Source organism: Xanthomonas sp. WHRI 7945 (genome assembly GCF_035026585.1).
In genome coordinates this window covers 163,091-184,124 of the sequence record NZ_JAYIQP010000002.1, presented here as the reverse complement: position 1 = coordinate 184,124, position 21,034 = coordinate 163,091, and the positions used below count along the sequence as shown (strand labels likewise).

Genomic DNA, 21,034 nt, shown 5'->3' with positions numbered 1-21,034 from the left:
CGCCCGAGCCTGCGAGAACCAGTCGAGGTTCCATCCCCGCGCATGCAAGCCCTGTCAGCTTCGACCCAGGAGCCCGCCGCAGGCATGGCGAGGCGCAGCCTGGGATAGCCGCCGGCCAGCGCCAGCTGGCCGCTTTGCCGGATTTCAGGGCGCCTTCGAAGGAGCGGTTGGCGGTTCGCTGATCCATGCGTCCCACTTGCAGGCGCCGCGCAGCACAGCCATGCCACGCGTTGCACGCGGAAGATAGGAATGCGTATCATTAACGTGATCAGCATCCCTGCTGCTGCCACGCTCCCGCCTAGCCGATGCCAAGCCGGTGCCTTTCCCCGACAAGGCTTCCATGCATCCAGTTCCTCCCGCCCCCCTGCCCGATCCCCGCGTCCCGGGCACGACCGCCACGCCGCGGCGTCCGTTGCCGCCCTGGTTGGGCGTGCTTTCGCGCAGCGTGGCGGCGATCTTCGGCGGCTATGCGCTGGCCGCGGCGACCTCCGCGCTGTTGCCGCTGCTGTGGCCGTCGCTGCGCGCGCAGGCAGTGCTGAGCGGCATGATGCTGGGCATCCTGGTCTGCGCCTGCACCGCGCTGTGGGCGTTCGCCACGCGTAGTGCGGCGCGCGCCTGGCTGGGCATTCTCGCGGTGCTGGCGCCGATGGCGCTGGCCATTGCCTGGCTGCAGCAGCACGCGCCATGAAGCAGGGATTCCGCCAGTCGATGGCCTGGCTGCATACCTGGACCGGGCTGCTGGTCGGCTGGGTGCTGCTGCTGATCTTCATGGCCGGCACCGCCAGCTATTTCCGCGACGAGATCAGCCGCTGGATGCGTCCGGAGCTGCCGCATGCGCAGCTGAGTACCGACACCGTCGCCGCGCGCGCGATCGCGTTGCTGGAACGCGAAGCGCCGCAGTCGCCGCAATGGACGGTGGCATTGCCGGGCGCGCGTTCGTCGTTCACCCAGGTGTTCTGGCGCAATCCGCCGCCGGCCGACGGCAGCAAGCAGAGCCGCAAGCAGAGATTTGGCGACGCCTTGCTGGATCCGCTCAGCGGCCGCGCCAGCGCCGCGCGCGACACGCGCGGCGGCGACTTCTTCTATCGCCTGCACTTCGATCTGCACTACATCCCGGTGATGTGGGCGCGCTACATCGTCGGCTTCTGCGCGATGTTCATGCTGGTGGCGATCATCACCGGGGTCATCACCCACAAGAAGATCTTCAAGGACTTCTTCACCTTCCGCCCGGCCAAGGGGCAGCGCTCGTGGCTGGATTTCCACAACGTCAGTGCGGTGCTGGCCCTGCCCTACCACGCGATGATCACCTACACCGGGCTGGTCACACTGATGCTGATGTACTTGCCGTGGGGCATCAAGGTCGCTTATCCGGATGCCGAAGCGGCGTTCTACGCCGAGGCCTTCCAGCAGCCGGAAAATACCCGCGAGGCCAGCGGCCAGCCCGGCCGGCGCCTGCCGATCGCGCGGCTGCTGGACGTGGCGCGGGCCGAATGGGGCGCGCAGGCGCCGATCGCCGGGTTCTCGCTGTACAACCCGGGCGACGCCGCGGCGGTGATCGAGATCCGCCAGGGCGGCGGCCAGCGCCTGGCCTACGATCCGCCGTCGCTGCTGCTCGACGCCGGCAACGGCCAGGTCCTGGCGCGCAGCGGCCAGCCCGGCGCCGCCGCGCAGACCCGCAGCACCCTATATGGCCTGCACTTGGCGCACTTCGCTGGGACCGGGCTGCGCTGGCTGTTCTTCGGATCGGGCCTGCTTGGCTGCCTGATGGTCGCCAGCGGGGTGATCCTGTGGGCGGTCAAGGAGCGGCCCAAGCATGCCAAGGCCGGCAGGATCGGCTTCGGCCTGCGCCTGGTCGATGCGTTGAACATCGGCGCGGTGGCCGGGCTGCCGATCGCCTTCGCCGCCTATTTCTGGGGCAACCGGCTGATCCCGCTGCAGGTGGCCGAGCGTCCGGACCAGGAAGCGGCGGTGTTCTTCCTCGCCTGGGCGGCGGCGCTGCTGGCCGCCTTCGTCTGGCCCAGGCGCGCGATGTGGGCCTGGCAGCTGTATCTGGGCGCGGCCATGTTTGCGCTGCTGCCGGTGCTCAACGCGCTGACCACCGATGCGCATCTGGGCATGACCTTGCCGGCCGGCGATTGGGCGCTGGCCTCGGTGGATCTGGTGTGCTTCGGGCTGGGCTGCGCGCTGGCGGTCGCCGCGCGGCGCATGCAGCGCTGGCAGCCGCCGTTGTCGGCGGCCGAACGTCGTGCCCGCGAACGCGCGGCGTCGGCGCAGCCGGCGTCGGTCGCGGCATTGGAAGCGCGATGAGCCCGCTCGGCCTGGGCCTGGCCTTCTCCGGCTTCGTCGCGCTGTGCCTGGCGATGGAGAAACACCAGGTGGAGCTGCACGGCACGCAGCGCGCCGCGCCGGCGCGGATGCGCCAGCTGCGGAGCGTCGGCTGGCTGCTGCTGGCCGCGGCGTTCGCGTGTTGCGTGACGGCTCTGGGCTGGACCATCGGCCCGGTACTGTGGCTGGGCACGCTCAGCGCCAGCGCCGCGCTGCTGACCTACGGACTGCTCCCCTATCGGCCCCGCGCCATCGTGCCGCTGGCGCTGGCGGCACCGCCGCTGGGCCTGGTCGCCGCGCTGTTGTCCTAGCACGCCTGGCCAGCGCCGCTCACTTGTCGACCCCGACGACCGGCGGACGCAGTTCCGTCGCCACGCGGGCGCCGCCGATCACCAGCAGCAGGCCAGCCGCCAGGGTGATCGCCAGGTACACCGGCACCATGCCGCCGCGCCCGCCGCGCAGGAACACCAGGCTCTCCATCATCAGCGAGGAGAACGTGGTCAGGCCGCCGAGCAGGCCGACGATCAGCAGCGCCCGCCAGTACGGCGCGCTGGCGCCCTTGCCTTCGATCCAGACCAGCAGGAAGCCGCCGAAGAACGCGCCGACCAGGTTCACCGTCAGCGTGCCCCATGGAAAGCCGGCACCGTAGCGCTGCAGCAGTGCGCTGCCCACGGCGAAGCGCAGCCCGGAGCCGACCGCGCCGCCGGCCATCGCCAGCAGCAGTTGCTGCCACCACAGGGCGAAGTTCATGGGTGGCTCCGGCATGCGGCGGCAGGGCGTGGAAAGGCAAGGACGAAGGGCGGCATCGTGGTCTCCGAAAAAGGCGATGCCAGGGCGCAGGCCTGCCGCCCCGGCGAGGGTTGGGCAGGCATCATCAGCGCGCAGGTGCTGCGGGCGGTTCGAGGAGGAATGCCATCTCCTGGGCCCGATTATGGCCGCGGAAGCTTGGCCTTGTCAGCCCGCGCCTGCTCGCGCGCGGCGCGCAAGCGGTCCAGCTTGTCCTTGAGCTTGATCTCCAGGCCGCGCTCGACCGGCCGGTAGTACACGCGCTCGCCCATCGCATCCGGAAACCCGGTCTGGTCCAGGGCGATGCCGCCCTCGGCGTCGTGGTCGTATTGATAGTGCTCGCCGTAACCGAGGTTCTTCATCAGCTTGGTCGGCGCGTTGCGCAGATGCAGCGGCACCTCCTGGGTGCCGCTCTCGCGCACTTCGGCCTTGGCCTGGTTGAAGGCGGCGTAGCCGGCGTTGGACTTGGCGGTGCTGGCCAGGTACAGCACCAGCTGCGCGAAGGCCAGTTCGCCTTCCGGGCTGCCCAGCCGTTCGTAGATGTCCCAGGCTTCCAGCGCCATCTGCTGCGCGCGCGGGTCGGCCAGGCCGATGTCCTCGATCGCCATGCGGGTCAGGCGCCGCGCCAGGTAGGATGGATCGCAGCCGCCGTCGAGCATGCGCGTCAGCCAGTACAGCGCAGCGTCCGGGTTGGAACTGCGCACCGATTTGTGCAGCGCCGAGATCTGGTCGTAGAACTGCTCGCCGCCCTTGTCGAAGCGGCGGGTGCGGTCGGCCAGCACCTGCAGCAGGGTCTGCGGGGTGATCTCGCCGCCCTCGCCCTGGGCCAGTTCCGCGGCGATCTCCAGCAGGGTCAAGGCGCGCCGCACGTCGCCGTCGGCGGCGCCGGCGATCTCCAGCAGCGCCGCGTCCGACACCTGGATCGCCTCGCCGCCCAGGCCGCGCTCGCTGTCGTGCAGCGCCCGCTGCAGCGCCTCGACGATGTCCTGCGGCGACACCGGTTCCAGCACGTGCACGCGGCAGCGCGACAGCAGCGCCGAGTTCAGTTCGAACGACGGGTTCTCGGTGGTGGCGCCGACGAACAGGATGGTGCCGCGCTCGATGTGCGGCAGGAACGCATCCTGCTGCGCCTTGTTGAAGCGATGCACCTCGTCGACGAACAGCACGGTGCGGCGCCCGTCGGCGAAGCGCTGCGCGGCCTCGGCCAGCACCAGCCGTACCTCCGGCAACCCGGACAGCACCGCCGAGATCGCCTTGAATTCGGCCTCGGCGTACTGCGCCAGCAGCAGCGCCAGCGTGGTCTTACCGCAGCCCGGCGGCCCCCACAGGATCATCGAATGCACGCGCCCGGACTCGACCGCGCGGCGCAGCGCGCTGGCCGGCGCCAGCAGGCGCTTCTGCCCGACCATCTCGTCGAGCGTGCGCGGGCGCATGCGCTCGGCCAGCGGACGCATCGCATCGCGATCGACGCTCAGCAGGTCGGGGGTATCGGGGACGAGGAGTCTGCGTTTGGCCACCTGCACATTCTATCGCCGGCGCCCGTGCGCCGCGCGTCGCGGTGCGCCTGCGCGGCGCAGACGCGGGCCGGCGCAGCGCTACAATCGCACGCCCCTCCTCCGCCGAGTGTCCGCGCCATGAGCCACCATCGCACGCTGGATGCCTTCACCCATGCGCACGACTTCCTCGGCGAGCGTCACGAACGCAATGCGCGCCGGACCTGGGCGGTGGTCGGGTTGACTGCGGCGATGATGGTGGTGGAGATCGTCGCCGGCTGGTGGACCGGATCGATGGCGCTGCTCGCCGACGGCATCCACATGGCCACCCATGCCGGCGCGCTGTCGCTGACCGGCTTCGCCTATTGGTTCGCACGCCGCCACCGGCACAACCCGCGCTTCAGCTTCGGCACCGGCAAGGTCGGCGACCTGGCCGGGTTCTCCAGCGCGCTGATCCTGGCGCTGATCGCCCTGGGCATTGGCGTGGAGTCGGCGCTGCGCCTGGCGCAGCCGGTGCAGATCGCCTACGACGAGGCGCTGTGGATCGCCGCGCTGGGCCTGCTGGTGAACCTGCTCAGCGCCTGGATGCTCGGCGCCGACCATCACCACGGACACGATCATGGACATGGACACACCCATGGACATGACCATCCGTCGCACACGCATTCGCCCGCCCCCGCCGCGAAGCTCCATGCGCATCGCCACGATCACCATCACGATCACGATCACCACGGGCACGAGCACGCCCACGAGCACGCCCATGACCATGGGCACGACCACGACCACGACCACGCGCATGCCGGCGGCGCCCACGACAGCCACGCGCACACCGACCACAACCTGCGCTCGGCCTACATGCACGTGCTGGCGGACGCGATGACCTCGGTGATGGCGATCGTCGCGCTGCTGCTGGCCAGGCAACTGGGCTGGCTGTGGCTGGATGCGTTGATGGGCATCGTCGGCGCCATCGTCATCGCGCGCTGGTCGATCGGGCTGCTGCGCGATACCGGCGCGGTGCTGCTCGATGCCTCGGCGCCGGCGGCGCTGCAGGCGCAGATCCGCGAGCGTCTGCAACAGGACGACGAGCGCATCGCCGACCTGCACGTGTGGCGGGTCGGCCCGGGCCAGCACGCGGCGATCGTGTCGCTGGTGACCCACCGGCCGCGGCCGGCGGCGTTCTACCACGCGCGCCTGCAGGGCGTGGCGACGCTGGGGCACGTCAGCATCGAAGTGCAGACCTGCCCCGATTGAGCCGGCGCGGCATGGCCGCGGCCGGTCGCGCGCGTCAGCGGTCGCCGACCACGTCCACGTCCTTGTCCGGCACGTAGCGGAAGGTGCCGGCGGCGAAGGCCGGATTGCGCTTCCAGCCGCTGAAGCTGATCTCGGTGCGCTGGCCGACCGCGTCGACCACTTCCATCCTGGCCAGGCCGTTGCCGTCGAAGCCAAGCTTGGCGATCTGGAAGCTGGCCTCGGTGTCCACCTTCGGCGTCATCGACAGCCACTGCAGGCCGTCGCGGGCCACCGCTTCCTCGCTGACGTCGTACTGGCGGTCCAGCTTGCCCGGGTCGATCAGCGCGGTCAGCGGACTGTTCTGCTCCTCGGCGCCCTGGGTGCGCACGGTGACCTGCTTCAGGTCCGGATCGTAGACCCAGACCTTGCCGCCGTCGGCGACGATCAGCTGCTCGTAGGGCTTGCGGTATTCCCAGCGGAACAGGCGCGGCGCCGACAACGCGACGCGGCCGCTGGCGGTTTCCTTCAGCGCGCCCTTGCCGTCGTAGACCTTCTGCGCGAACTGCCCGTCCAGGCCCTTGAGGCCGCGGGTGAAGGTGTTCAGGTCCTCGCGCGCGCCGGCGAAGGCGCTGCCGGCCAGCAAGGCGGTGGCGAGGACGGTGTAGCGGAGTGTGCGAAGCATGCGGATGGAGTTCCGGATGGAGTGTGGGAAGTGTGCCGCGGCAAAGCTGAATAGGCGATCAGACGCGGCTGCGCTCATGGCCCGGTCTGCATGCGGCCGAGGTCGCCGTACAGGATCTGCCCGCGGAAGCCGCGCCGCACCTGTTGGTACAGCTCGCGGAACGCCGCGTAGTCCTGCGGCTGGCACAGCGCCTGCGGTCCATGCACCGCGCGCCGGTGCAGCGCGTGCGTGGCGACCACGGTTTGCCCGTCGCGCACCCAGGTCGCCGTGTATTCGCCGGCGGCATTGCGGAAGCGGGTGTCGGCGGGAATCGCGATGATTGGCACGCTGTCCGGGAAGGTCAGCCGGTAGGTTTCGCTGCGCGCGTTGTCGTTGCAGTAGAACGGGGTCAGGTTGCGCTCGGCCGACGTGGTCGCGTAGACCCCGCGCACCGAGTCGGCGCCGGGCATCTGCGGCAGGGTCATGCCGCCGACCACGCCGAAGTCGACGTAGTCGCTGGCGCGGAACCGGTAGGCGTAGCCGAACGGCTGGCTCAGGTCCTGCGGCGCGCCCTGCAGCACCAGTTCGCCGCTGCCGTCGAAGCCGGACGTGGCCAGGATCGATTCCTCGATGCGGGTGCGGTTCTGCGTGTTGAGCTGCACGAACATCGTGCGCAGGCCGATCTCGCCGATCTGGCCGCTGTCCAGCTTGGTCGTGCCGCTCAGGCTGCCGTCGGCGGCGAAGCGGTAGTCGGCCTCGGCGCGGTACAGGTTCACCCGCGCGTCGTTGGGCGGGGTGCGCGCCACGGTGCCGTCCACGGTATGCAGCACCGGCACGCCCAGATCGCCGGCCGGCAACTGGCCGAAGCGCGCGTAGGGATTGGTCGAGTCCACGTACAGCTTGAACTCGGGCAGGTAGGTGATGGCGTGGTTGAAGCGGCCGAGCACCGGCACCTCGGGCAGGGTCGGCCCGCCCTCGGCGCCGATCAGCACCGGCGTGCTGGCGATGCCCTTGGCCGCCAGCAGCGCCTCCAGCACCACGGTGTGGTCCTTGCAGTCGCCGTAGTGGTTGTCGAGGATGCTGTCGGCGCTGTTCGGTTCCAGCCCGCCGTTGCCCAGGTACACCGCCACGTAGCGGATGTTGCGCGCCACCCACTCGTACAGCGCGGCCGCCTGCGCGCGGCGGTCGTCGATGCCGGCGGTGATCTGCTCGGCGCGCGCGCGCACCTTGGGGGTGACCTGCGCGGCGACGCCGCTGCTGCGCTGGTAGGCCTGGCCCATCTGCGACCAGCGGCGGAAGCTGCTGGCCATGATGGTCGGGCTGAATTCCCAGGTCGCCGCCGCCCAGTTCTGGCTCTTCATCGGCTCGCGGCGCTGGTAACGCCATTCCCAGCGCGCCTGCTCGCCGTCGATCTTGGGCTTGTTGCCGCCGTCCACGCCGCGCGTGTACAGGTGCATCGGCATGCGCCGCGGCGCGACCAGGGTCACCGTGGCGTCGTCGTACTGGGAAAACACGCTGAAGGTCTCCCACAGGCTGAAGTAGCCGGGGAAGTACGGCACGGTCTGGGTGCGGCGCACCCGGTACACCAGCCGCGTGCCCGGCATCAGGTTGGGGAACACCACCACCTTGACCTTGCGGTCGGCGTACATCGCCGCCGAGGCGCTGGAATAGCTTTCCTGGGTGTAGATCTTGTCGGCCGGCACGTCGTGGCGCAGCCCGTCTGGGGTGATCGCGTAGGCGGCCAGCACCTCCAGCGTCTCCAGCTTCTCGCTGTAGCTCAGTCGCACCTGGCTGAACTTGTCCACGCCGGCCTTGGTCTTCAGCAGCAGCTCGTACTCGTCGGTCTCCACGCTGCTGGCGTCGTCGCGCACTTCGTAGTCGGCGCGGTAGCGCACGTAGCTGTAGTTGTTGGCGACCTCGGGCGCGGCGGCGGCCGGAGCCCGGGCCGCCGTGGCGGCAGGCGTCGGCTGCGCCACGGCGGTGGCGCAGGCCGTGGCCAGCAGGACGTACAGCAGCGGGCGCAGGACCCAGGCGGTGCGGGACATCGGCAACGGCGGCGAGCGGAAGCGGCCGCCAGCGTCGCACATGCCGCGGTGCCGGGCGGCCGCCACGGGCGCGAACCGGGATGCGGGCCGCGTCGCGCGCGTCACTTCGGCGGCGGCGGCGCCAGCACGCTGCGGTCGCCGTTATGTTCGGGCGGACTGACCACGCCCGCCGCTTCCATCGCCTCGATCAGCCGCGCGGCGCGGTTGTAGCCGATCTTCAGCCGCCGCTGCACGCCGGAGATCGACGCGCGGCGGGTCTCGGTGACGATGCGCAGCGCCTCGTCGTACAGCGGGTCGGATTCGTCCCCTCCCCCGCTGTTGCTCTCCGGCAGGCCGGTGGCGCCGACCACGGTGCCGTCGCCCATGGTCTGCACCTCGTCGAGCACGCCCTCGATGTAGTCGGCCGGGCCACTGGCCTTCAGGTGTTCGACCACGCGGTGCACTTCCTCGTCGCTGACGAAGGCGCCGTGCACGCGGTCGGGCATCGCCGTGCCCGGCGGCAGGTACAGCATGTCGCCGTGGCCGAGCAGGGTCTCGGCGCCGGACTGGTCGAGGATGGTGCGCGAGTCGATCTTGGAGCTGACCTGGAACGCGATGCGGGTCGGGATATTGGCCTTGATCAGGCCGGTGATCACGTCCACCGACGGGCGCTGGGTGGCCAGGATCAGGTGGATGCCGGCCGCGCGCGCCTTCTGCGCCAGGCGCGCGATCAGCTCCTCGACCTTCTTGCCGACGATCATCATCATGTCGGCGAATTCGTCGATGAAGATGACGATGAACGGCAGCGTGTCCAGCGGCCGCGGCGCCTCGCCCAGGTCCGGGTTGGGCTTGAACAGCGGGTCCATCATCGGCTGCCCGGCGTCCTGCGCGTCCTTGACCTTCTTGTTGAAGCCGGCCAGGTTGCGCACCCCCACCGTGCTCATCAGCTTGTAGCGGCGCTCCATCTCCGCCACGCACCAGCGCAGGCCGTTGGCGGCCTCCTTCATGTCGGTGACCACCGGCGCCAGCAGGTGCGGGATGCCCTGGTAGACGCTCAGCTCGAGCATCTTCGGGTCGATCATCAGCATCCGCAGTTCCTTGGCCGAGGCCTTGTACAGCAGGCTCAGCACCATCGCGTTGACCGCCACCGACTTGCCCGAGCCGGTGGTGCCGGCGACCAGCAGGTGCGGCATGCGCGCCAGGTCGGCCACGGTCGGGCGGCCTGCGATGTCCTTGCCCAGGGCCAGGGTCAGCGGGCTGGCCGACTTGTCGTATTCCTTGGAGCGCAGCAGCTCGCTGAGATAGATCATCTCGCGGCTGACGTTGGGGATTTCCAGGCCGACCACCGACTTGCCCGGGATCACGTCGACCACGCGCACCGACTTCACCGACAGGCCGCGCGCGATGTCCTTGTCCAGCGAGCTGATCTGGCTGACCTTCACGCCCGGCGCCGGCTCGATCTCGAAGCGGGTGATCACCGGCCCCGGATAGGCGCCGACCACTTGCGCCTCGATGCGGAAGTCCTTGAGCTTGAACTCGATCTGCCGCGACAGGGTCTCCAGGGTTTCCTCGGAATAGCCCTTGGTCTGCGGCTTGGGATCGTCGAGCAGGGCCAGCGGCGGGATGCCGGACTGGTCGCCGCCGGTGCCGTGGAACAGCGGGATCTGCTGTTCGCGCTTGGCCCGCTCGCTCTTCTCCACCACCGGCGCCGGCGGCGGCTCGATCTTGACCGGCTCGCGCTTGGCGCGCTGCACCGCATCGACCTTGCGCACTTCCTCGCGTTCCTCGCGCATGGCGCGGGTCTGCTGCCATTCGTTGGCCTGCTGGCTGCCGCGCCGCGCCAGGGTCGGCAGGGTCATCACCGCGCGGCCGATGCGCTCCATCACCGCGAACCAGGACAGCCCGGTGGCCAGGGTGATCGACCCCAGCAGCAGCACCAGCACGAACAGGTTGCTGCCCAGCGCGCCGAACCCGGCCGTCAGCGAACTGCCGACCAGCTTGCCGAGGATGCCGCCGGCGCCGGCCACGTCGCCGCTGAACAGGCGCAGGTGCAGCAGCCCGGTCGCGGCGATCAGGAAGCCGACGATGCCGACCAGGCGCAGCGCCGGGCCCAGGTCGGCCTCGCCGTCGCCATCGCTGTCCATGCCGAACAGCGCGATCCAGGAGATCGCGCCGATCACCAGCGGCAGCAGGAACGCCACGTAGCCGAACAGCTGCAGCAGCACATCGGCGATCCAGGCGCCGAACTTGCCGCCCATGTTGTGCACCGGCGCGACCACGCTGCCGGTGTGCGACCAGCCCGGATCGGTCGCCGAATAGGTGGCCAGGCTGGCCAGCAGGTACAGCAGCAGCGGCGCGATCGCGATCAGCGCCAGGTCGCGCCACAGCTTCTGCCGGCGCGGATTGGCCGCGGCGGCCTGCTTGCGTGCGGCCGCATTGGCGCCCTGGGATTTGCCGCGTTCCGGAACCTGCTTCGCCACGCTCTGACCAGACCTTAGGAATACACCGTTAGTGATTGATAATAAACGAATCGGCTTGGCATTTCAGCAGTCGGAGCCTGAACCGCCCAAGCCTCTTCCCCGGCACGCTTCGACCCTGGCGCGGCGGCACGCACGCGCGGCATCGGAAGACGGGGCGCGGGTCGCAGGCCGCAGCGTTCTCGCCACGCGGCTTGATTCATCCCAGGCCGGCCGCCACTCTATGCGACTAAGCCGGAAGCCGCGCAATGCCGCGAATCCGCCGCCATTTCACCCTCTTCGCGAGTATACATGAGCTCTTCTGCCGCCAATTCCGCCAAGCATTCCCGCCTGCTGATCCTGGGCTCCGGCCCGGCCGGCTGGACCGCCGCGGTGTACGCCGCGCGCGCCAATCTCAAGCCAGTGGTGATCACCGGCCTGCAGCAGGGCGGGCAGCTGATGACCACCACCGAAGTCGACAACTGGCCCGGCGACGCCCATGGCCTGCAGGGCCCGGACCTGATGACGCGGATGCAGGCGCATGCCGAGCGCTTCGACACCGAGGTGATCTTCGACCACATCCACACCGCCGACCTGTCGCAGCGCCCGTTCCGGCTCAGCGGCGACAGCGCCGAGTACACCTGCGACGCGCTGATCATCGCCACCGGCGCCACCGCCAAGTACCTGGGCATCCCCTCGGAAGAGGCGTTCAAGGGCCGCGGCGTGTCCGCCTGCGCCACCTGCGACGGCTTCTTCTACAAGGACCAGGACGTGGTCGTGGTCGGCGGCGGCAACACCGCCGTGGAAGAGGCCCTGTACCTGTCCAACATCGCCCGCAAGGTCTACCTGGTGCACCGCCGCGACACCCTGCGCGCGGAAAAGATCATGCAGGACAAGCTGTTCGCCAAGGTCGCCGCCGGCAAGATCGAGACCGTCTGGCACCACGCCATCGACGAAGTGCTGGGCAACGAGGCCGGCGTCACCGGGGTGCGGGTGAAGTCCACTCTGGACGGCAGCACCCGCGACCTCGACGCGCACGGCTTCTTCGTCGCCATCGGCCACCACCCCAACACGCAGCTGTTCGACGGCCAGCTGGCGATGAACAACGGCTACCTGGAGATCCGCTCCGGCCTCGGCGGCGCGGCCACCGAGACCTCGGTCCCCGGCGTGTTCGCCGCCGGCGACGTGGCCGACCAGCACTACCGGCAGGCGATCACCTCGGCCGGCTTCGGCTGCATGGCCGCGCTGGATGCCGAGCGCTATCTGGACAAGGGCGCTTGACCGAATCCGGCTCCCGGGCCGCCGAGCGCTGCCGCCATGGCGTTGCGCTCGCCTGCCTGCTCGCGGCGGCGGGCGCGCTGCATGCCCAGCCCATGGCGCCGCCGCTGACCATCGGTTCGGTGGAAGCGGCGCACATGGCGTTCTGCATGTCCCCGGAGCAGGTCGATGCGCTGGCCGCGACGATGGCCGGCGGCTTGCTGGGCACCGGGGCCGACGACAGCATTAAGCTGCTGATGAGGTCGATGAGCAAGTCCGTGCGCGACACCGGCGACCGCATCACGGCCGAGGCGATCGCTGGCGATGCCGGCGCTCGGGCTGTGTTCACCCGCTTTCTCGGCGAGTGCATGCTGGCTGGCATTCCGACAGCACCGCAGCGCCGCGAGCGCGCCCTGAACTGGTTGCGCGAGGACGCGGACGGCGGCGCCGCCGACGCGGCCGACACGCTTGCGGCCCTGGTCGCGCTGGGCGAGCTTCCGGGCGGCGCCAGCGAAGTGCAGCGCTTGCTGGCGGCGCGCCCGTCGCAGGCGCCGGCAGGCGCGAAGGCCGATGCCGCCGTGCAGGCCGAGGCGGCGCAGCAGCACCTGGCCCTCGCATCGGCGCTGTTGCGCGGCGCGATGAGCACGTTCTCCAGCGAACTCGGCGCCAACGCGACCGACAGCGCCCAGTTGCGCTTTCTTTACCGGCCCTGCCCGGGCTCGTTCGAATCGAGCGCCGTGCAGGCTGCGGCGCCGCCACAGCATGCCGCCGGCCTGGCCCGAGTGACGGCGCGCCTGGCGCAGCTGCCCAGGACCGGACTCGACTGCGCCGACCCGGCACTCGCCACGGTCGTCCTGCCGCTCTCGTTCACCGTGCCGGCCCGTCCCGAACCAGCCCGGCGATGACCCAGGTGCGCTGGCTGCACCGGCTCGACGAGGTCGCCGCCGCCGACTGGGACGCCCTGCACGATGGCCGCAACCCGTTCGTCGCGCACGCGTTCCTGGCCGGCCTGGAACGGCATGGCTGCCTGCGCCCGGACTGGGGCTGGAGCCCGCTGCACCTGACCTTGTGGGACGGCGACGCCTTGGTCGCCGCCGCGCCCGGCTACCTGAAGAGCAACTCGCACGGCGAGTTCGTGTTCGACCATGCCTGGGCGCACGCCTACGCACGCTACGGCCAGGACTACTTCCCGAAATGGCTGTGCGCGGTGCCGTATTCGCCGGTGACCGGGCCGCGGCTGCTGGCGCGCGACGCCGCCGGGCGTCGGACGCTGCTGGCCGCGATGCAGGCGCTGGTCCAGGCCAGCGGGCTGTCCTCGGCGCACGTGAACTTCCACGGCGCCGACGAGGATGCCGCCTTCGGCGACGACTGGCTGCCGCGCAGCGACGTGCAGTACCAGTGGCACAACGACGCCGGCTGGACCGATTTCGACGCCTATCTCGGCGCGATGGACCACAAGCGGCGCAAGAACATTCGCCAGGAGCGGGCCAAGGTGCAGCGCGCCGGCACCGGCTTCCGCATCGTGCATGGCTACGAGGCCAGCGCGGACGACCTGCAGGCGATGTATGGCTTCTACCTGCGCACCTTCGAGGACTACGGCAATTCGCCGGCGCTGACCCTGGAGTTCTTCTCGCATCTTGCGCGAGAAATGCCGCGTAACTTTCTGATATTCCTAGCCATGCAGGACGGCGCGCCGGTGGCCGGCGCCTTGTGCCTGCGCGGCGGCGACACCTTGTACGGCCGTTACTGGGGCGGCGACACCCTGCCCGGCCTGCATTTCGAGACCTGCTATTACCAGGGCATCGACTACTGTCTGCGCGAAGGCCTGACCCGTTTCGAGCCCGGTGCGCAGGGCGAGCACAAGATCGCCCGCGGCTTCCTGCCGCGGCTGGTGCGCAGCCGCCACTGGATCGCCGATCCGGGCTTCCGCGCGCCGCTGGCCGACTGGTGCGCGGAAGAGCGCGAGGCGGTGCGCCAGCATGCGGCAACGCTGTTGCGGCACTCGCCGTTCCGCCAGGACTGAAGCGCCGCCCGATCGGCTACGCTGCGCCCGATGCGTCGTCTCCCCGCCCTGCTCGCCGCCGACCCGGCCGCTCCGTTCCCGCCCGCGGCGAGCGCGCTGCGCGAACCGGAAGGCCTGCTCGCGATCGGCGGCGATCTGACCCCCACGCGCCTGCTCAACGCCTACGCGCACGGCATCTTCCCGTGGTACTCGGACGGCGATCCGATCATGTGGTGGAGCCCGGACCCGCGCGTCCTGTTCCGCAGCGACGGGGTGCGGCTGTCCTCGCGCTTCCGCCGTTCGCTGCGCCGCTCGCCATGGCGGGTACGCGCCGATACCGCGTTCGCGCAGGTGATGCAGGCCTGCGCGCAGGCGCCGCGCCGCGGCCAGGACGGCACCTGGATCACCGCCGAGATGCGCGCCGCCTACCTCGCCCTGCACCGTGCCGGGTACGCGCACTCGGTGGAAGTGTTCGACGGTGAGCATCTGGTCGGCGGCATCTACGGGGTGGCGCGCGGACGCATGTTCTTCGGCGAGAGCATGTTCAGCGCCCGCAGCGGCGGCTCCAAGGTGGCGCTGGCCGCGTTGGCACGGCGCCTGCACGGCTGGGGCTGGCCGCTGATCGACGCCCAGGTCGAGAACGACCACCTGCTCAGCCTCGGCGCGGAGCGCTGGCCGCGGGCCGCCTTCCTCGAGGCGATCGCCGCGCTGGTCGCCGATCCCGTCCCTGCCGGCCCGTGGACGCGGGATTTCGGCGAACTGTCGGCCGCGGAACTGGCCTTGCCCTGAGCGGGGTTAACGCAAACTTTGCATGCGGCGGCCGAGGCGAGTAAAATCCTCGCTCTTAAGGCCTTTGGCCGCACGCGAAATCGCACAGGAATACATGTCGAAAGACGACTCCATCGAATTCGAAGGCACCGTCAGCGAGACGTTGCCCAATACCACCTTCCGGGTCAAGCTGGAAAACGGGCACGAGATCATCGCCCACATCTCCGGACGCATGCGCAAGAACTACATCCGCATCCTGACCGGCGACCGGGTGAAGGTCGAGATGACCCCGTACGACCTGACCAAGGGCCGTATCACCTACCGCATGAAGTGATCGCCTCGCAGCGGTCGTGAGAAAGGCGGCCATCGGCCGCCTTTTCGTCTCATCGGTGACATCGCAAGGCGACTGCAGGTGCTGCAGCCGCCTTTTGTCGTGCCTGGCGTTCTAGCGAACCGCCAGTCCCGGTCTCATTCCACAGTCGCCGGCAGCAGGCGCTCCGGTTCGGCCTGGGTCTCCACCACCAGCTCGCCGTCGCGCACGTCGATGGTGACGCGGCCGCCGCCGACCAGCTTGCCGAACAGCAGCTCGTCCGCCAGCGGGCGCTTGACCTTGTCCTGGATCACCCGCGCCATCGGCCGCGCGCCCATCAGCGGGTCGAAGCCGTGCTGGGCCAGCCAGTCGCGCGCGGTCGGGGTGGCCGACAGCGACACGTGCTTCTCCTGCAGCAGCATCTCCAGTTCGATGATGAACTTGTCGACCACGCGCAGGATGTGGCTGAACGCCAGCGGCTGGAACTGCACCACCGCATCCAGGCGGTTGCGGAATTCCGGGGTGAAGCTGCGGCGGATGGTTTCCATCGCGTCGGTGGAATGGTCCTGCTTGGTAAAGCCGATCGAGCGCCGCGAGGCCTGGGTGGCACCGGCATTGGTGGTCATCACCAGGATCACGTTCTTGAAGTTGGCTTCGCGGCCGTTGGTGTCGGTCAGCACGCCGCGGTCCATGACCTGCAACAGGATGTTGAAGATGTCCGGATGCGCCTTCTCGACCTCGTCCAGCAGCAGCACGCAGTGCGGGGTCTTGACGATCTTCTCGGTCAGCAGCCCGCCCTGGTCGAAGCCGACATAGCCCGGAGGCGCACCGATCAGGCGGCTGATCGAATGCGGCTCCATGTACTCGGACATGTCGAAGCGCACCAGTTCGATGCCCAGCTGCAGCGCCAGCTGCTTGGTCACCTCGGTCTTGCCGACGCCGGTGGGGCCGGAGAACAGGAAGTTGCCGATCGGCTTCTCCGGATTGGCCAGGCCCGAACGCGCCAGCTTGATCGACGAGGCCAGCGTCTCGATCGCCGGATCCTGGCCGAAGATCACCATCTTCAGGTTGCGCTCCAGGTGCTGCAGCACGTCCTTGTCGGTGGCGCTGACCTGCTTGGCCGGGATCCGCGCCATCTTGGCGACGATGGTCTCGATCTCCTCAATGTCGATCAGCTCCTTGCGCACGCCCTGCGGCAGTAGCCGCTGGCGCGCGCCGGCCTCGTCCATCACGTCGATCGCCTTGTCCGGCAGCAGGCGATCGCCGATGTGCTTGACCGACAGGTCCACCGCCGCCTGCAGCGCGTCGTCGGCGTAGGTCACGCCGTGGTGCGCCTCGTACTTGGGCTTGAGCCCCTGCAGGATCTCGAAGGTCTCGCCGACGGTCGGCTCGACGATGTCGATCTTCTGGAAGCGCCGCGCCAGCGCACGGTCCTTCTCGAAGATGCCGCGATACTCCTGGAAAGTGGTCGAGCCGATGCAGCGCAGGTCGCCCGAGGCCAGCGCCGGCTTGATCAGGTTGGACGCGTCCATGGTGCCGCCCGACGCCGAACCGGCGCCGATGATGGTGTGGATCTCGTCGATGAACAGCACCGCGTTGGGCACCTTCTTCAGCGCGGTCAGCACGCCCTTCAGGCGCTTTTCGAAGTCGCCGCGGTACTTGGTGCCGGCAACCAGGGCGCCCAGGTCCAGCGAGTAGATGACCGCGTCCGCCAGCACCTCGGGCACGCTGCCTTCGACGATGCGCTTGGCCAGGCCCTCTGCGATCGCGGTCTTGCCCACGCCAGCCTCGCCCACGTACAGCGGGTTGTTCTTGCGCCGGCGGCACAGCACCTGGATGGTGCGCTCGATCTCGTCGGCGCGGCCGACCAGCGGGTCGATGCGGCCGTTGCGCGCCTGCTCGTTCAGGTTGCTGGCGTACTCGGCCAGCGCGTCGCCCTTGGCTTCGCCCTCGCCCGCTTCGCCCTTGGGCTCGCCGTCGGACGGTGCCGGGCTCTCGCCCTCCTCGCCCAGCTTGGCGATGCCATGCGACAGGTAGTTGACGATGTCGAGCCGGGTGATGTCCTGCTGATTCAGGAAATACACCGCATGCGAGTCCTTTTCGCCGAAGATCGCGACCAGCACGTTGGCGCCGGTGACCTCCTTCTTGCCCGAGGACTGCACGTGGTAGACCGCCCGCTGCAACACCCGCTGGAAGCCTAGCGTGGGTTGCGTGTCGCGGCCGTCGTCCTCGGCCAGGCGCGACACCGAGGCCTCGATCGCCTGCTCCAGTTCGCCGCGCAGGCGCTCGGCATCGGCGCCGCAGGCCTTGAGCACCGCCTGCGCCGAGGGGTTGTCGAGCAATGCCAACAACAGGTGTTCGACCGTCATGAATTCATGGCGGGCTTCCCGGGCGCGCTTGTAGCACTGGCCGATGGTTTGCTCGAGATCTTTGCTGAACATGGTTCACTCCGACGTCTGATACCAACAATATGCGGCTGGAGTTGCGGATTTCCACAACCCTATCGGATCAGTGTGTTCAGACCGCGTTAGTCCGGGCAGACCGGTGACCGACGCCTACCAATATCAGGCTTTTTCCATCGTGCACAACAGCGGATGCTGGTTCATCCGGGAAAACTCGTTCACCTGAGCCACCTTGGATTCAGCCACTTCGCGGGTATAGACCCCGCAAACGCCGCGGCCGCGGGTATGCACGTGCAGCATCACCTGCGTGGCCCGTTCCAGGTCCAGCGAGAAAAACTGCTGCAACACGGTCACCACGAAGTCCATCGGGGTGTAATCGTCGTTCAGCAACAGCACTTGGTACATCGGCGGGCGGGCGACTTCGGGCTTGCCGGTCTCCACCATGACGCCGTGATCGTGATCTGAAGAATTCTTGCGAGGCATGCGCCAATTATATACGGCGGCTGTCGGCCCGGATTGGACGATCGCCGATCCTGCCCGCACAATTCCCCTTCTTTGATGGCGCAACGCATGCATTCGACGACTTTCCGTACGGCCGCCCTGCTCGCCGCGCTCCTGGCCGGTACCGCCGCGCCGGCATTGGCCGCGCCGGACCAGGCGCTGGGCAAGCGCCTGCAGGCGATGGGCTACGACGTCCAGGCCGATGCCGACGGCGACTACCAGTTGCTGTTCGGGCTGCGCGAGCAGGGCCGCGAGCGCCAGCAGCTGATCTACGTGCGCTCGCCGGTGGAGACCTTCGGCAGCCACCGCATCCGCGAGATCTGGTCGCCGGCCTACCAGGCCAAGGGCGACACCCTGCCGGCCGCGGTCGCCAACCGCCTACTGGAAGACGCGCAAGCCGACATCCTCGGCGGCTGGGTGCGCCAGGGCGGCACCGCGGTGTTCGTGGTCAAGCTCGCCGCCGATGCCGACGACACCGCGTTGCGCGAGGCGCTGGAAGCGGCGGCGCGCGGCGCCGACGCGATGGACGCCGAACTCAACGCCGGCAAGGACGCGTTCTGATGGCGCTGCCCCCCGGCCCCTGGCAGCCCGACGTGACCGTGGCCACGGTGGTGGTCCGCGACGGCCGCCTGCTGCAGGTGGAGGAATCCATCGCCGGCGCACTGGTGCTGAACCAGCCGGCCGGGCACCTGGAGCCGGACGAGAGCCTGCTGCAGGCGGCGCTGCGCGAGACGCTGGAGGAAACCGGCTGGCAGGTGCGGCTGACCGCGTTCATCGGCGCCTACCAGTGGAAGGCCGACAACGGCCGCCACTACCTGCGCTTCGCCTTCGCCGCCGACCCGCTCGCGCACGACCCGCAGCGGCCATTGGACGAAGGCATCGTGCGCGCGCTGTGGATGACCCCGGCCGAGCTGGAGGCCGCCGCGCCGCGCTGGCGCAGCCCGCTGGTGTGGCAGGTGGCCGCCGATTTCCTCGCCGGCAAGCGCTATCCGCTGGACCTGGTGCGGCAATTGGCATGAACGGCGCGCGGATCATGGTCGGCGTCTCCGGCGGCGTGGATTCGTCGGTGGCGGCCTGGCAGCTGGTGCAACAAGGCGCCGACGTGGCCGGCCTGTTCATGCAGAACTGGGCCGACGACGGCAGCGGCGACTGCCGCGCCGAGGACGACCGCCGCGACGCGGTGGCGGTGTGCGGCCTGCTCGGCATGCCGTTCCACTTCCGCGACTTCTCGCAGGAATACTGGCAGGGCGTGTTCGCGCATTTCCTGGCCGAATACGCCGCCGGGCGCACGCCCAACCCGGACGTGCTGTGCAATCGCGAGGTCAAGTTCAAGCATTTCCTGGATGCGGCGCGCGCGCTGGGCGCCGAGCGCATCGCCACCGGCCACTACGCGCGAGTCGCCTTCGCCGACGGCCGCTGGCGGCTGCTGCGCGGCGTGGACCGCAACAAGGACCAGAGCTATTTCCTGCACCAGCTCGGCCAGGCGCAGCTGGCCGCGACCCTGTTCCCGGTCGGCGAGCTGCCCAAGGAGCAGGTGCGGCGCATCGCCCGCGAGGCCGGCCTGCCGACCCACGCGAAGAAGGATTCCACCGGCATCTGCTTCATCGGCGAGCGCGACTTCCGCGAGTTCCTCGGCCGCTACCTGCCGGCCCGGCGCGGCGAGATCCGCGACCCGCACGAGCAGGTCGTGGCCGAGCATCCCGGCGTGTTCTATTTCACCCTGGGCCAGCGCGAGGGTCTGAACATCGGCGGCGTGCGCGGGCGCGCGGCGGCGCCGTGGTACGTGGTCGGCAAGGACGTGGCGCGCAACGTGCTGTACGTGGACCAGGATCGCGACAGCCCGCATTTGATGTCCACGCAGCTGCACTCGGAGACCGCCCACTGGATCGCCGGGTCGCCGCCGGCGCGGCGCTTCGAGTGCACCGCGCAGACCCGCTACCGCCAGGCCGACGAGCCGTGCACGGTCGAGGTCGGCGACGACGGCACCCTGGCGGTGCGTTTCGCGCGGCCGCAGCGTGCCGTCACCCCCGGTCAGTCGCTGGTGCTGTATCAGGGCGACGACTGCCTGGGCGGCGCCGTGATCGCCACCACCGATGCCCCGCTGGAACGCCGCCTGGCGCAGCAGCAACCCGCACTACACGAGGAAACCATCCGATGACCGATTCCATGGACGCGCGCGTGCTGGCGCTGGCCGGCGTTGCCCAGGCCCTGCAGCAGGTCCGCCGCATCGCCGAGACCGGGCAGTCGGAGGCGTCGCTGGTGCGGACCCTGCTCGACAGCGTGTTCCGCACCGACGCCGCCACTCCGGAGGCGGTCTACGGCCGCGCCGGCGACGTGGCGCCGGGGCTGCGGCTGCTGCACAACTATTTCCGCAACCAGGGCCAGGACGAGGCGCTGCCGCGGCTGGCGCTGGCGGTGCTGCAACTGGAGCGGCGCTTCGTGCGCGACACCGAGACCAGCGCCAAGGTCACCGACGGCATCGCCCGGATCGCGCCGATGCTGGACGAACACGCCGACAGCGCGCACCCGGAGGTGATCGGCGCGCTGGGCCAGCTGTACGCCGACACCATCAGCCACCTGCGCCCGCGGGTGATGGTGCAGGGCAACCCGCACTACCTGGGCCAGGCCGGGGTGGTCGCGGAGATCCGCGCGCTGCTGCTGGCGGCGATGCGCTCGGCGGTGCTGTGGCGACAGATGGGCGGCAGCCTGTGGGACTTCCTGCTGGCCAAGCGGCGTATGCTCGAGGCGGTGGACCGGGCGTTGCGCTGAGCGCCGGCGCCGCCGGGCCTTGCGCTTCTCGACGCAGGGCACGTTTCGCG

General features: G+C 69.7%; 20 protein-coding genes and 1 riboswitch. Of the genes, 13 read left to right on the top strand and 7 right to left on the bottom strand.

Features of this window, described 5'->3' with window-relative positions:
• The first annotated feature begins 340 nt into the window (after positions 1–340).
• Genes VDQ83_RS02705 through VDQ83_RS02695 form a run of 3 tightly spaced genes read left to right on the top strand, consistent with a single transcriptional unit; the run spans position 341 to position 2,636 of the window.
• Positions 341–688 carry a DUF3649 domain-containing protein gene (locus tag VDQ83_RS02705; RefSeq protein ID WP_455433751.1) on the top strand — a complete coding sequence of 116 codons (348 nt, stop codon included), beginning with the start codon at positions 341–343 and terminating at the stop codon, positions 686–688.
• Positions 685–2,307, top strand: a complete 1,623-nt coding sequence (locus VDQ83_RS02700; protein ID WP_455433750.1) for a PepSY-associated TM helix domain-containing protein — start codon at positions 685–687, stop codon at positions 2,305–2,307. The genes VDQ83_RS02705 and VDQ83_RS02700 overlap by 4 nt, the downstream gene beginning before the upstream one ends.
• On the top strand, positions 2,304–2,636 hold the full coding sequence (locus VDQ83_RS02695; protein WP_455433749.1) for a DUF3325 domain-containing protein: 333 nt from the start codon (positions 2,304–2,306) through the stop codon (positions 2,634–2,636). Before VDQ83_RS02700 ends, VDQ83_RS02695 begins: the two co-directional genes overlap by 4 nt.
• A gap of 19 nt (positions 2,637–2,655) precedes the next feature.
• Here VDQ83_RS02695 and crcB read toward each other — a convergent pair whose 3' ends face one another.
• Positions 2,656–3,075, bottom strand: a complete 420-nt coding sequence (gene crcB, locus VDQ83_RS02690) for a fluoride efflux transporter CrcB (protein WP_455433748.1) — start codon at positions 3,073–3,075, stop codon at positions 2,656–2,658.
• 108 nt (positions 3,076–3,183) lie between these two features.
• Positions 3,184–3,254, bottom strand: a riboswitch (Fluoride riboswitch).
• On the bottom strand, positions 3,255–4,565 hold the full coding sequence (locus VDQ83_RS02685) for a replication-associated recombination protein A (protein WP_455433831.1): 1,311 nt from the start codon (positions 4,563–4,565) through the stop codon (positions 3,255–3,257).
• 180 nt (positions 4,566–4,745) lie between these two features.
• On the opposite strand from VDQ83_RS02685, the gene dmeF reads away from it, so the two are divergent.
• Entirely contained in the window at positions 4,746–5,855 is a 1,110-nt protein-coding gene (dmeF, locus tag VDQ83_RS02680; RefSeq protein WP_455433747.1) for a CDF family Co(II)/Ni(II) efflux transporter DmeF, read from the top strand.
• A gap of 34 nt (positions 5,856–5,889) precedes the next feature.
• Here dmeF and lolA read toward each other — a convergent pair whose 3' ends face one another.
• The 3 genes from lolA to VDQ83_RS02665 form a co-directional block, all read right to left on the bottom strand.
• A complete protein-coding gene (gene lolA / locus VDQ83_RS02675) occupies positions 5,890–6,516 on the bottom strand; it encodes an outer membrane lipoprotein chaperone LolA (protein ID WP_455433746.1) in 627 nt (208 codons plus the stop codon).
• A gap of 74 nt (positions 6,517–6,590) precedes the next feature.
• Positions 6,591–8,540 (bottom strand): DUF3857 domain-containing transglutaminase family protein, encoded by a 1,950-nt coding sequence (locus VDQ83_RS02670; RefSeq protein ID WP_455433745.1) that lies wholly within the window; start codon positions 8,538–8,540, stop codon positions 6,591–6,593.
• Positions 8,541–8,641: 101 nt separating this feature from the next.
• A complete protein-coding gene (locus VDQ83_RS02665) occupies positions 8,642–10,999 on the bottom strand; it encodes a DNA translocase FtsK (protein WP_455433744.1) in 2,358 nt (785 codons plus the stop codon).
• A gap of 288 nt (positions 11,000–11,287) precedes the next feature.
• On the opposite strand from VDQ83_RS02665, the gene trxB reads away from it, so the two are divergent.
• From trxB to infA, 5 genes are all read left to right on the top strand, one after another.
• Entirely contained in the window at positions 11,288–12,256 is a 969-nt protein-coding gene (trxB, locus tag VDQ83_RS02660) for a thioredoxin-disulfide reductase (protein WP_263398300.1), read from the top strand.
• Positions 12,253–13,137, top strand: a complete 885-nt coding sequence (locus VDQ83_RS02655) for a hypothetical protein (protein ID WP_309915862.1) — start codon at positions 12,253–12,255, stop codon at positions 13,135–13,137. The genes trxB and VDQ83_RS02655 overlap by 4 nt, the downstream gene beginning before the upstream one ends.
• Positions 13,134–14,255: a GNAT family N-acetyltransferase gene (locus VDQ83_RS02650; protein WP_455433743.1), complete on the top strand. Its 1,122-nt coding sequence runs from the start codon at positions 13,134–13,136 to the stop codon at positions 14,253–14,255. Before VDQ83_RS02655 ends, VDQ83_RS02650 begins: the two co-directional genes overlap by 4 nt.
• A 30-nt stretch (positions 14,256–14,285) precedes the next feature.
• Positions 14,286–15,023, top strand: a complete 738-nt coding sequence (aat, locus tag VDQ83_RS02645) for a leucyl/phenylalanyl-tRNA--protein transferase (RefSeq protein ID WP_455433742.1) — start codon at positions 14,286–14,288, stop codon at positions 15,021–15,023.
• A 94-nt stretch (positions 15,024–15,117) separates the two neighbouring features.
• A complete protein-coding gene (gene infA, locus VDQ83_RS02640; protein WP_004425677.1) occupies positions 15,118–15,336 on the top strand; it encodes a translation initiation factor IF-1 in 219 nt (72 codons plus the stop codon).
• 134 nt (positions 15,337–15,470) lie between these two features.
• On the opposite strand, the gene clpA is transcribed toward infA, so the two are convergent.
• Both clpA and clpS read right to left on the bottom strand, forming a co-directional pair.
• The gene (gene clpA / locus VDQ83_RS02635) at positions 15,471–17,753 is read right to left on the bottom strand and encodes an ATP-dependent Clp protease ATP-binding subunit ClpA (RefSeq protein ID WP_263398296.1); all 2,283 of its coding nucleotides are present in this window, start codon (positions 17,751–17,753) and stop codon (positions 15,471–15,473) included.
• Positions 17,754–17,876: 123 nt separating this feature from the next.
• The gene (clpS, locus tag VDQ83_RS02630) at positions 17,877–18,197 is read right to left on the bottom strand and encodes an ATP-dependent Clp protease adapter ClpS (RefSeq protein WP_263109329.1); all 321 of its coding nucleotides are present in this window, start codon (positions 18,195–18,197) and stop codon (positions 17,877–17,879) included.
• Between the two features lie 75 nt (positions 18,198–18,272).
• On the opposite strand from clpS, the gene VDQ83_RS02625 reads away from it, so the two are divergent.
• Genes VDQ83_RS02625 through hflD form a run of 4 tightly spaced genes read left to right on the top strand, consistent with a single transcriptional unit; the run spans position 18,273 to position 20,984 of the window.
• Positions 18,273–18,776: a hypothetical protein gene (locus VDQ83_RS02625; RefSeq protein ID WP_309915852.1), complete on the top strand. Its 504-nt coding sequence runs from the start codon at positions 18,273–18,275 to the stop codon at positions 18,774–18,776.
• A complete protein-coding gene (locus VDQ83_RS02620; RefSeq protein WP_455433741.1) occupies positions 18,776–19,234 on the top strand; it encodes an NUDIX hydrolase in 459 nt (152 codons plus the stop codon). Before VDQ83_RS02625 ends, VDQ83_RS02620 begins: the two co-directional genes overlap by 1 nt.
• Positions 19,231–20,373 carry a tRNA 2-thiouridine(34) synthase MnmA gene (mnmA, locus tag VDQ83_RS02615; protein WP_455433740.1) on the top strand — a complete coding sequence of 381 codons (1,143 nt, stop codon included), beginning with the start codon at positions 19,231–19,233 and terminating at the stop codon, positions 20,371–20,373. The genes VDQ83_RS02620 and mnmA overlap by 4 nt, the downstream gene beginning before the upstream one ends.
• A complete protein-coding gene (gene hflD / locus VDQ83_RS02610; protein WP_263398292.1) occupies positions 20,370–20,984 on the top strand; it encodes a high frequency lysogenization protein HflD in 615 nt (204 codons plus the stop codon). The genes mnmA and hflD overlap by 4 nt, the downstream gene beginning before the upstream one ends.
• The last annotated feature ends 50 nt before the right edge of the window (positions 20,985–21,034 follow it).

Bases quoted from the DNA above. Each gene is read 5' to 3' on its own strand.
- VDQ83_RS02685 (WP_455433831.1), bottom strand. From the start codon at position 4,565: ATGCGTCCGCTGGCCGAGCGCATGCGCCCGCGCACGCTCGACGAGATG.
- lolA (WP_455433746.1), bottom strand. From the start codon at position 6,516: ATGCTTCGCACACTCCGCTACACCGTCCTCGCCACCGCCTTGCTGGCC.
- hflD (WP_263398292.1), top strand. From the start codon at position 20,370: ATGACCGATTCCATGGACGCGCGCGTGCTGGCGCTGGCCGGCGTTGCC.
- VDQ83_RS02700 (WP_455433750.1), top strand. From the start codon at position 685: ATGAAGCAGGGATTCCGCCAGTCGATGGCCTGGCTGCATACCTGGACC.
- clpS (WP_263109329.1), bottom strand. From the start codon at position 18,197: ATGCCTCGCAAGAATTCTTCAGATCACGATCACGGCGTCATGGTGGAG.
- dmeF (WP_455433747.1), top strand. From the start codon at position 4,746: ATGAGCCACCATCGCACGCTGGATGCCTTCACCCATGCGCACGACTTC.
- VDQ83_RS02705 (WP_455433751.1), top strand. From the start codon at position 341: ATGCATCCAGTTCCTCCCGCCCCCCTGCCCGATCCCCGCGTCCCGGGC.
- VDQ83_RS02625 (WP_309915852.1), top strand. From the start codon at position 18,273: ATGGCGCAACGCATGCATTCGACGACTTTCCGTACGGCCGCCCTGCTC.
- VDQ83_RS02695 (WP_455433749.1), top strand. From the start codon at position 2,304: ATGAGCCCGCTCGGCCTGGGCCTGGCCTTCTCCGGCTTCGTCGCGCTG.
- aat (WP_455433742.1), top strand. From the start codon at position 14,286: ATGCGTCGTCTCCCCGCCCTGCTCGCCGCCGACCCGGCCGCTCCGTTC.
- infA (WP_004425677.1), top strand. From the start codon at position 15,118: ATGTCGAAAGACGACTCCATCGAATTCGAAGGCACCGTCAGCGAGACG.
- crcB (WP_455433748.1), bottom strand. From the start codon at position 3,075: ATGAACTTCGCCCTGTGGTGGCAGCAACTGCTGCTGGCGATGGCCGGC.
- trxB (WP_263398300.1), top strand. From the start codon at position 11,288: ATGAGCTCTTCTGCCGCCAATTCCGCCAAGCATTCCCGCCTGCTGATC.
- VDQ83_RS02620 (WP_455433741.1), top strand. From the start codon at position 18,776: ATGGCGCTGCCCCCCGGCCCCTGGCAGCCCGACGTGACCGTGGCCACG.
- VDQ83_RS02650 (WP_455433743.1), top strand. From the start codon at position 13,134: ATGACCCAGGTGCGCTGGCTGCACCGGCTCGACGAGGTCGCCGCCGCC.
- mnmA (WP_455433740.1), top strand. From the start codon at position 19,231: ATGAACGGCGCGCGGATCATGGTCGGCGTCTCCGGCGGCGTGGATTCG.
- clpA (WP_263398296.1), bottom strand. From the start codon at position 17,753: ATGTTCAGCAAAGATCTCGAGCAAACCATCGGCCAGTGCTACAAGCGC.
- VDQ83_RS02670 (WP_455433745.1), bottom strand. From the start codon at position 8,540: ATGTCCCGCACCGCCTGGGTCCTGCGCCCGCTGCTGTACGTCCTGCTG.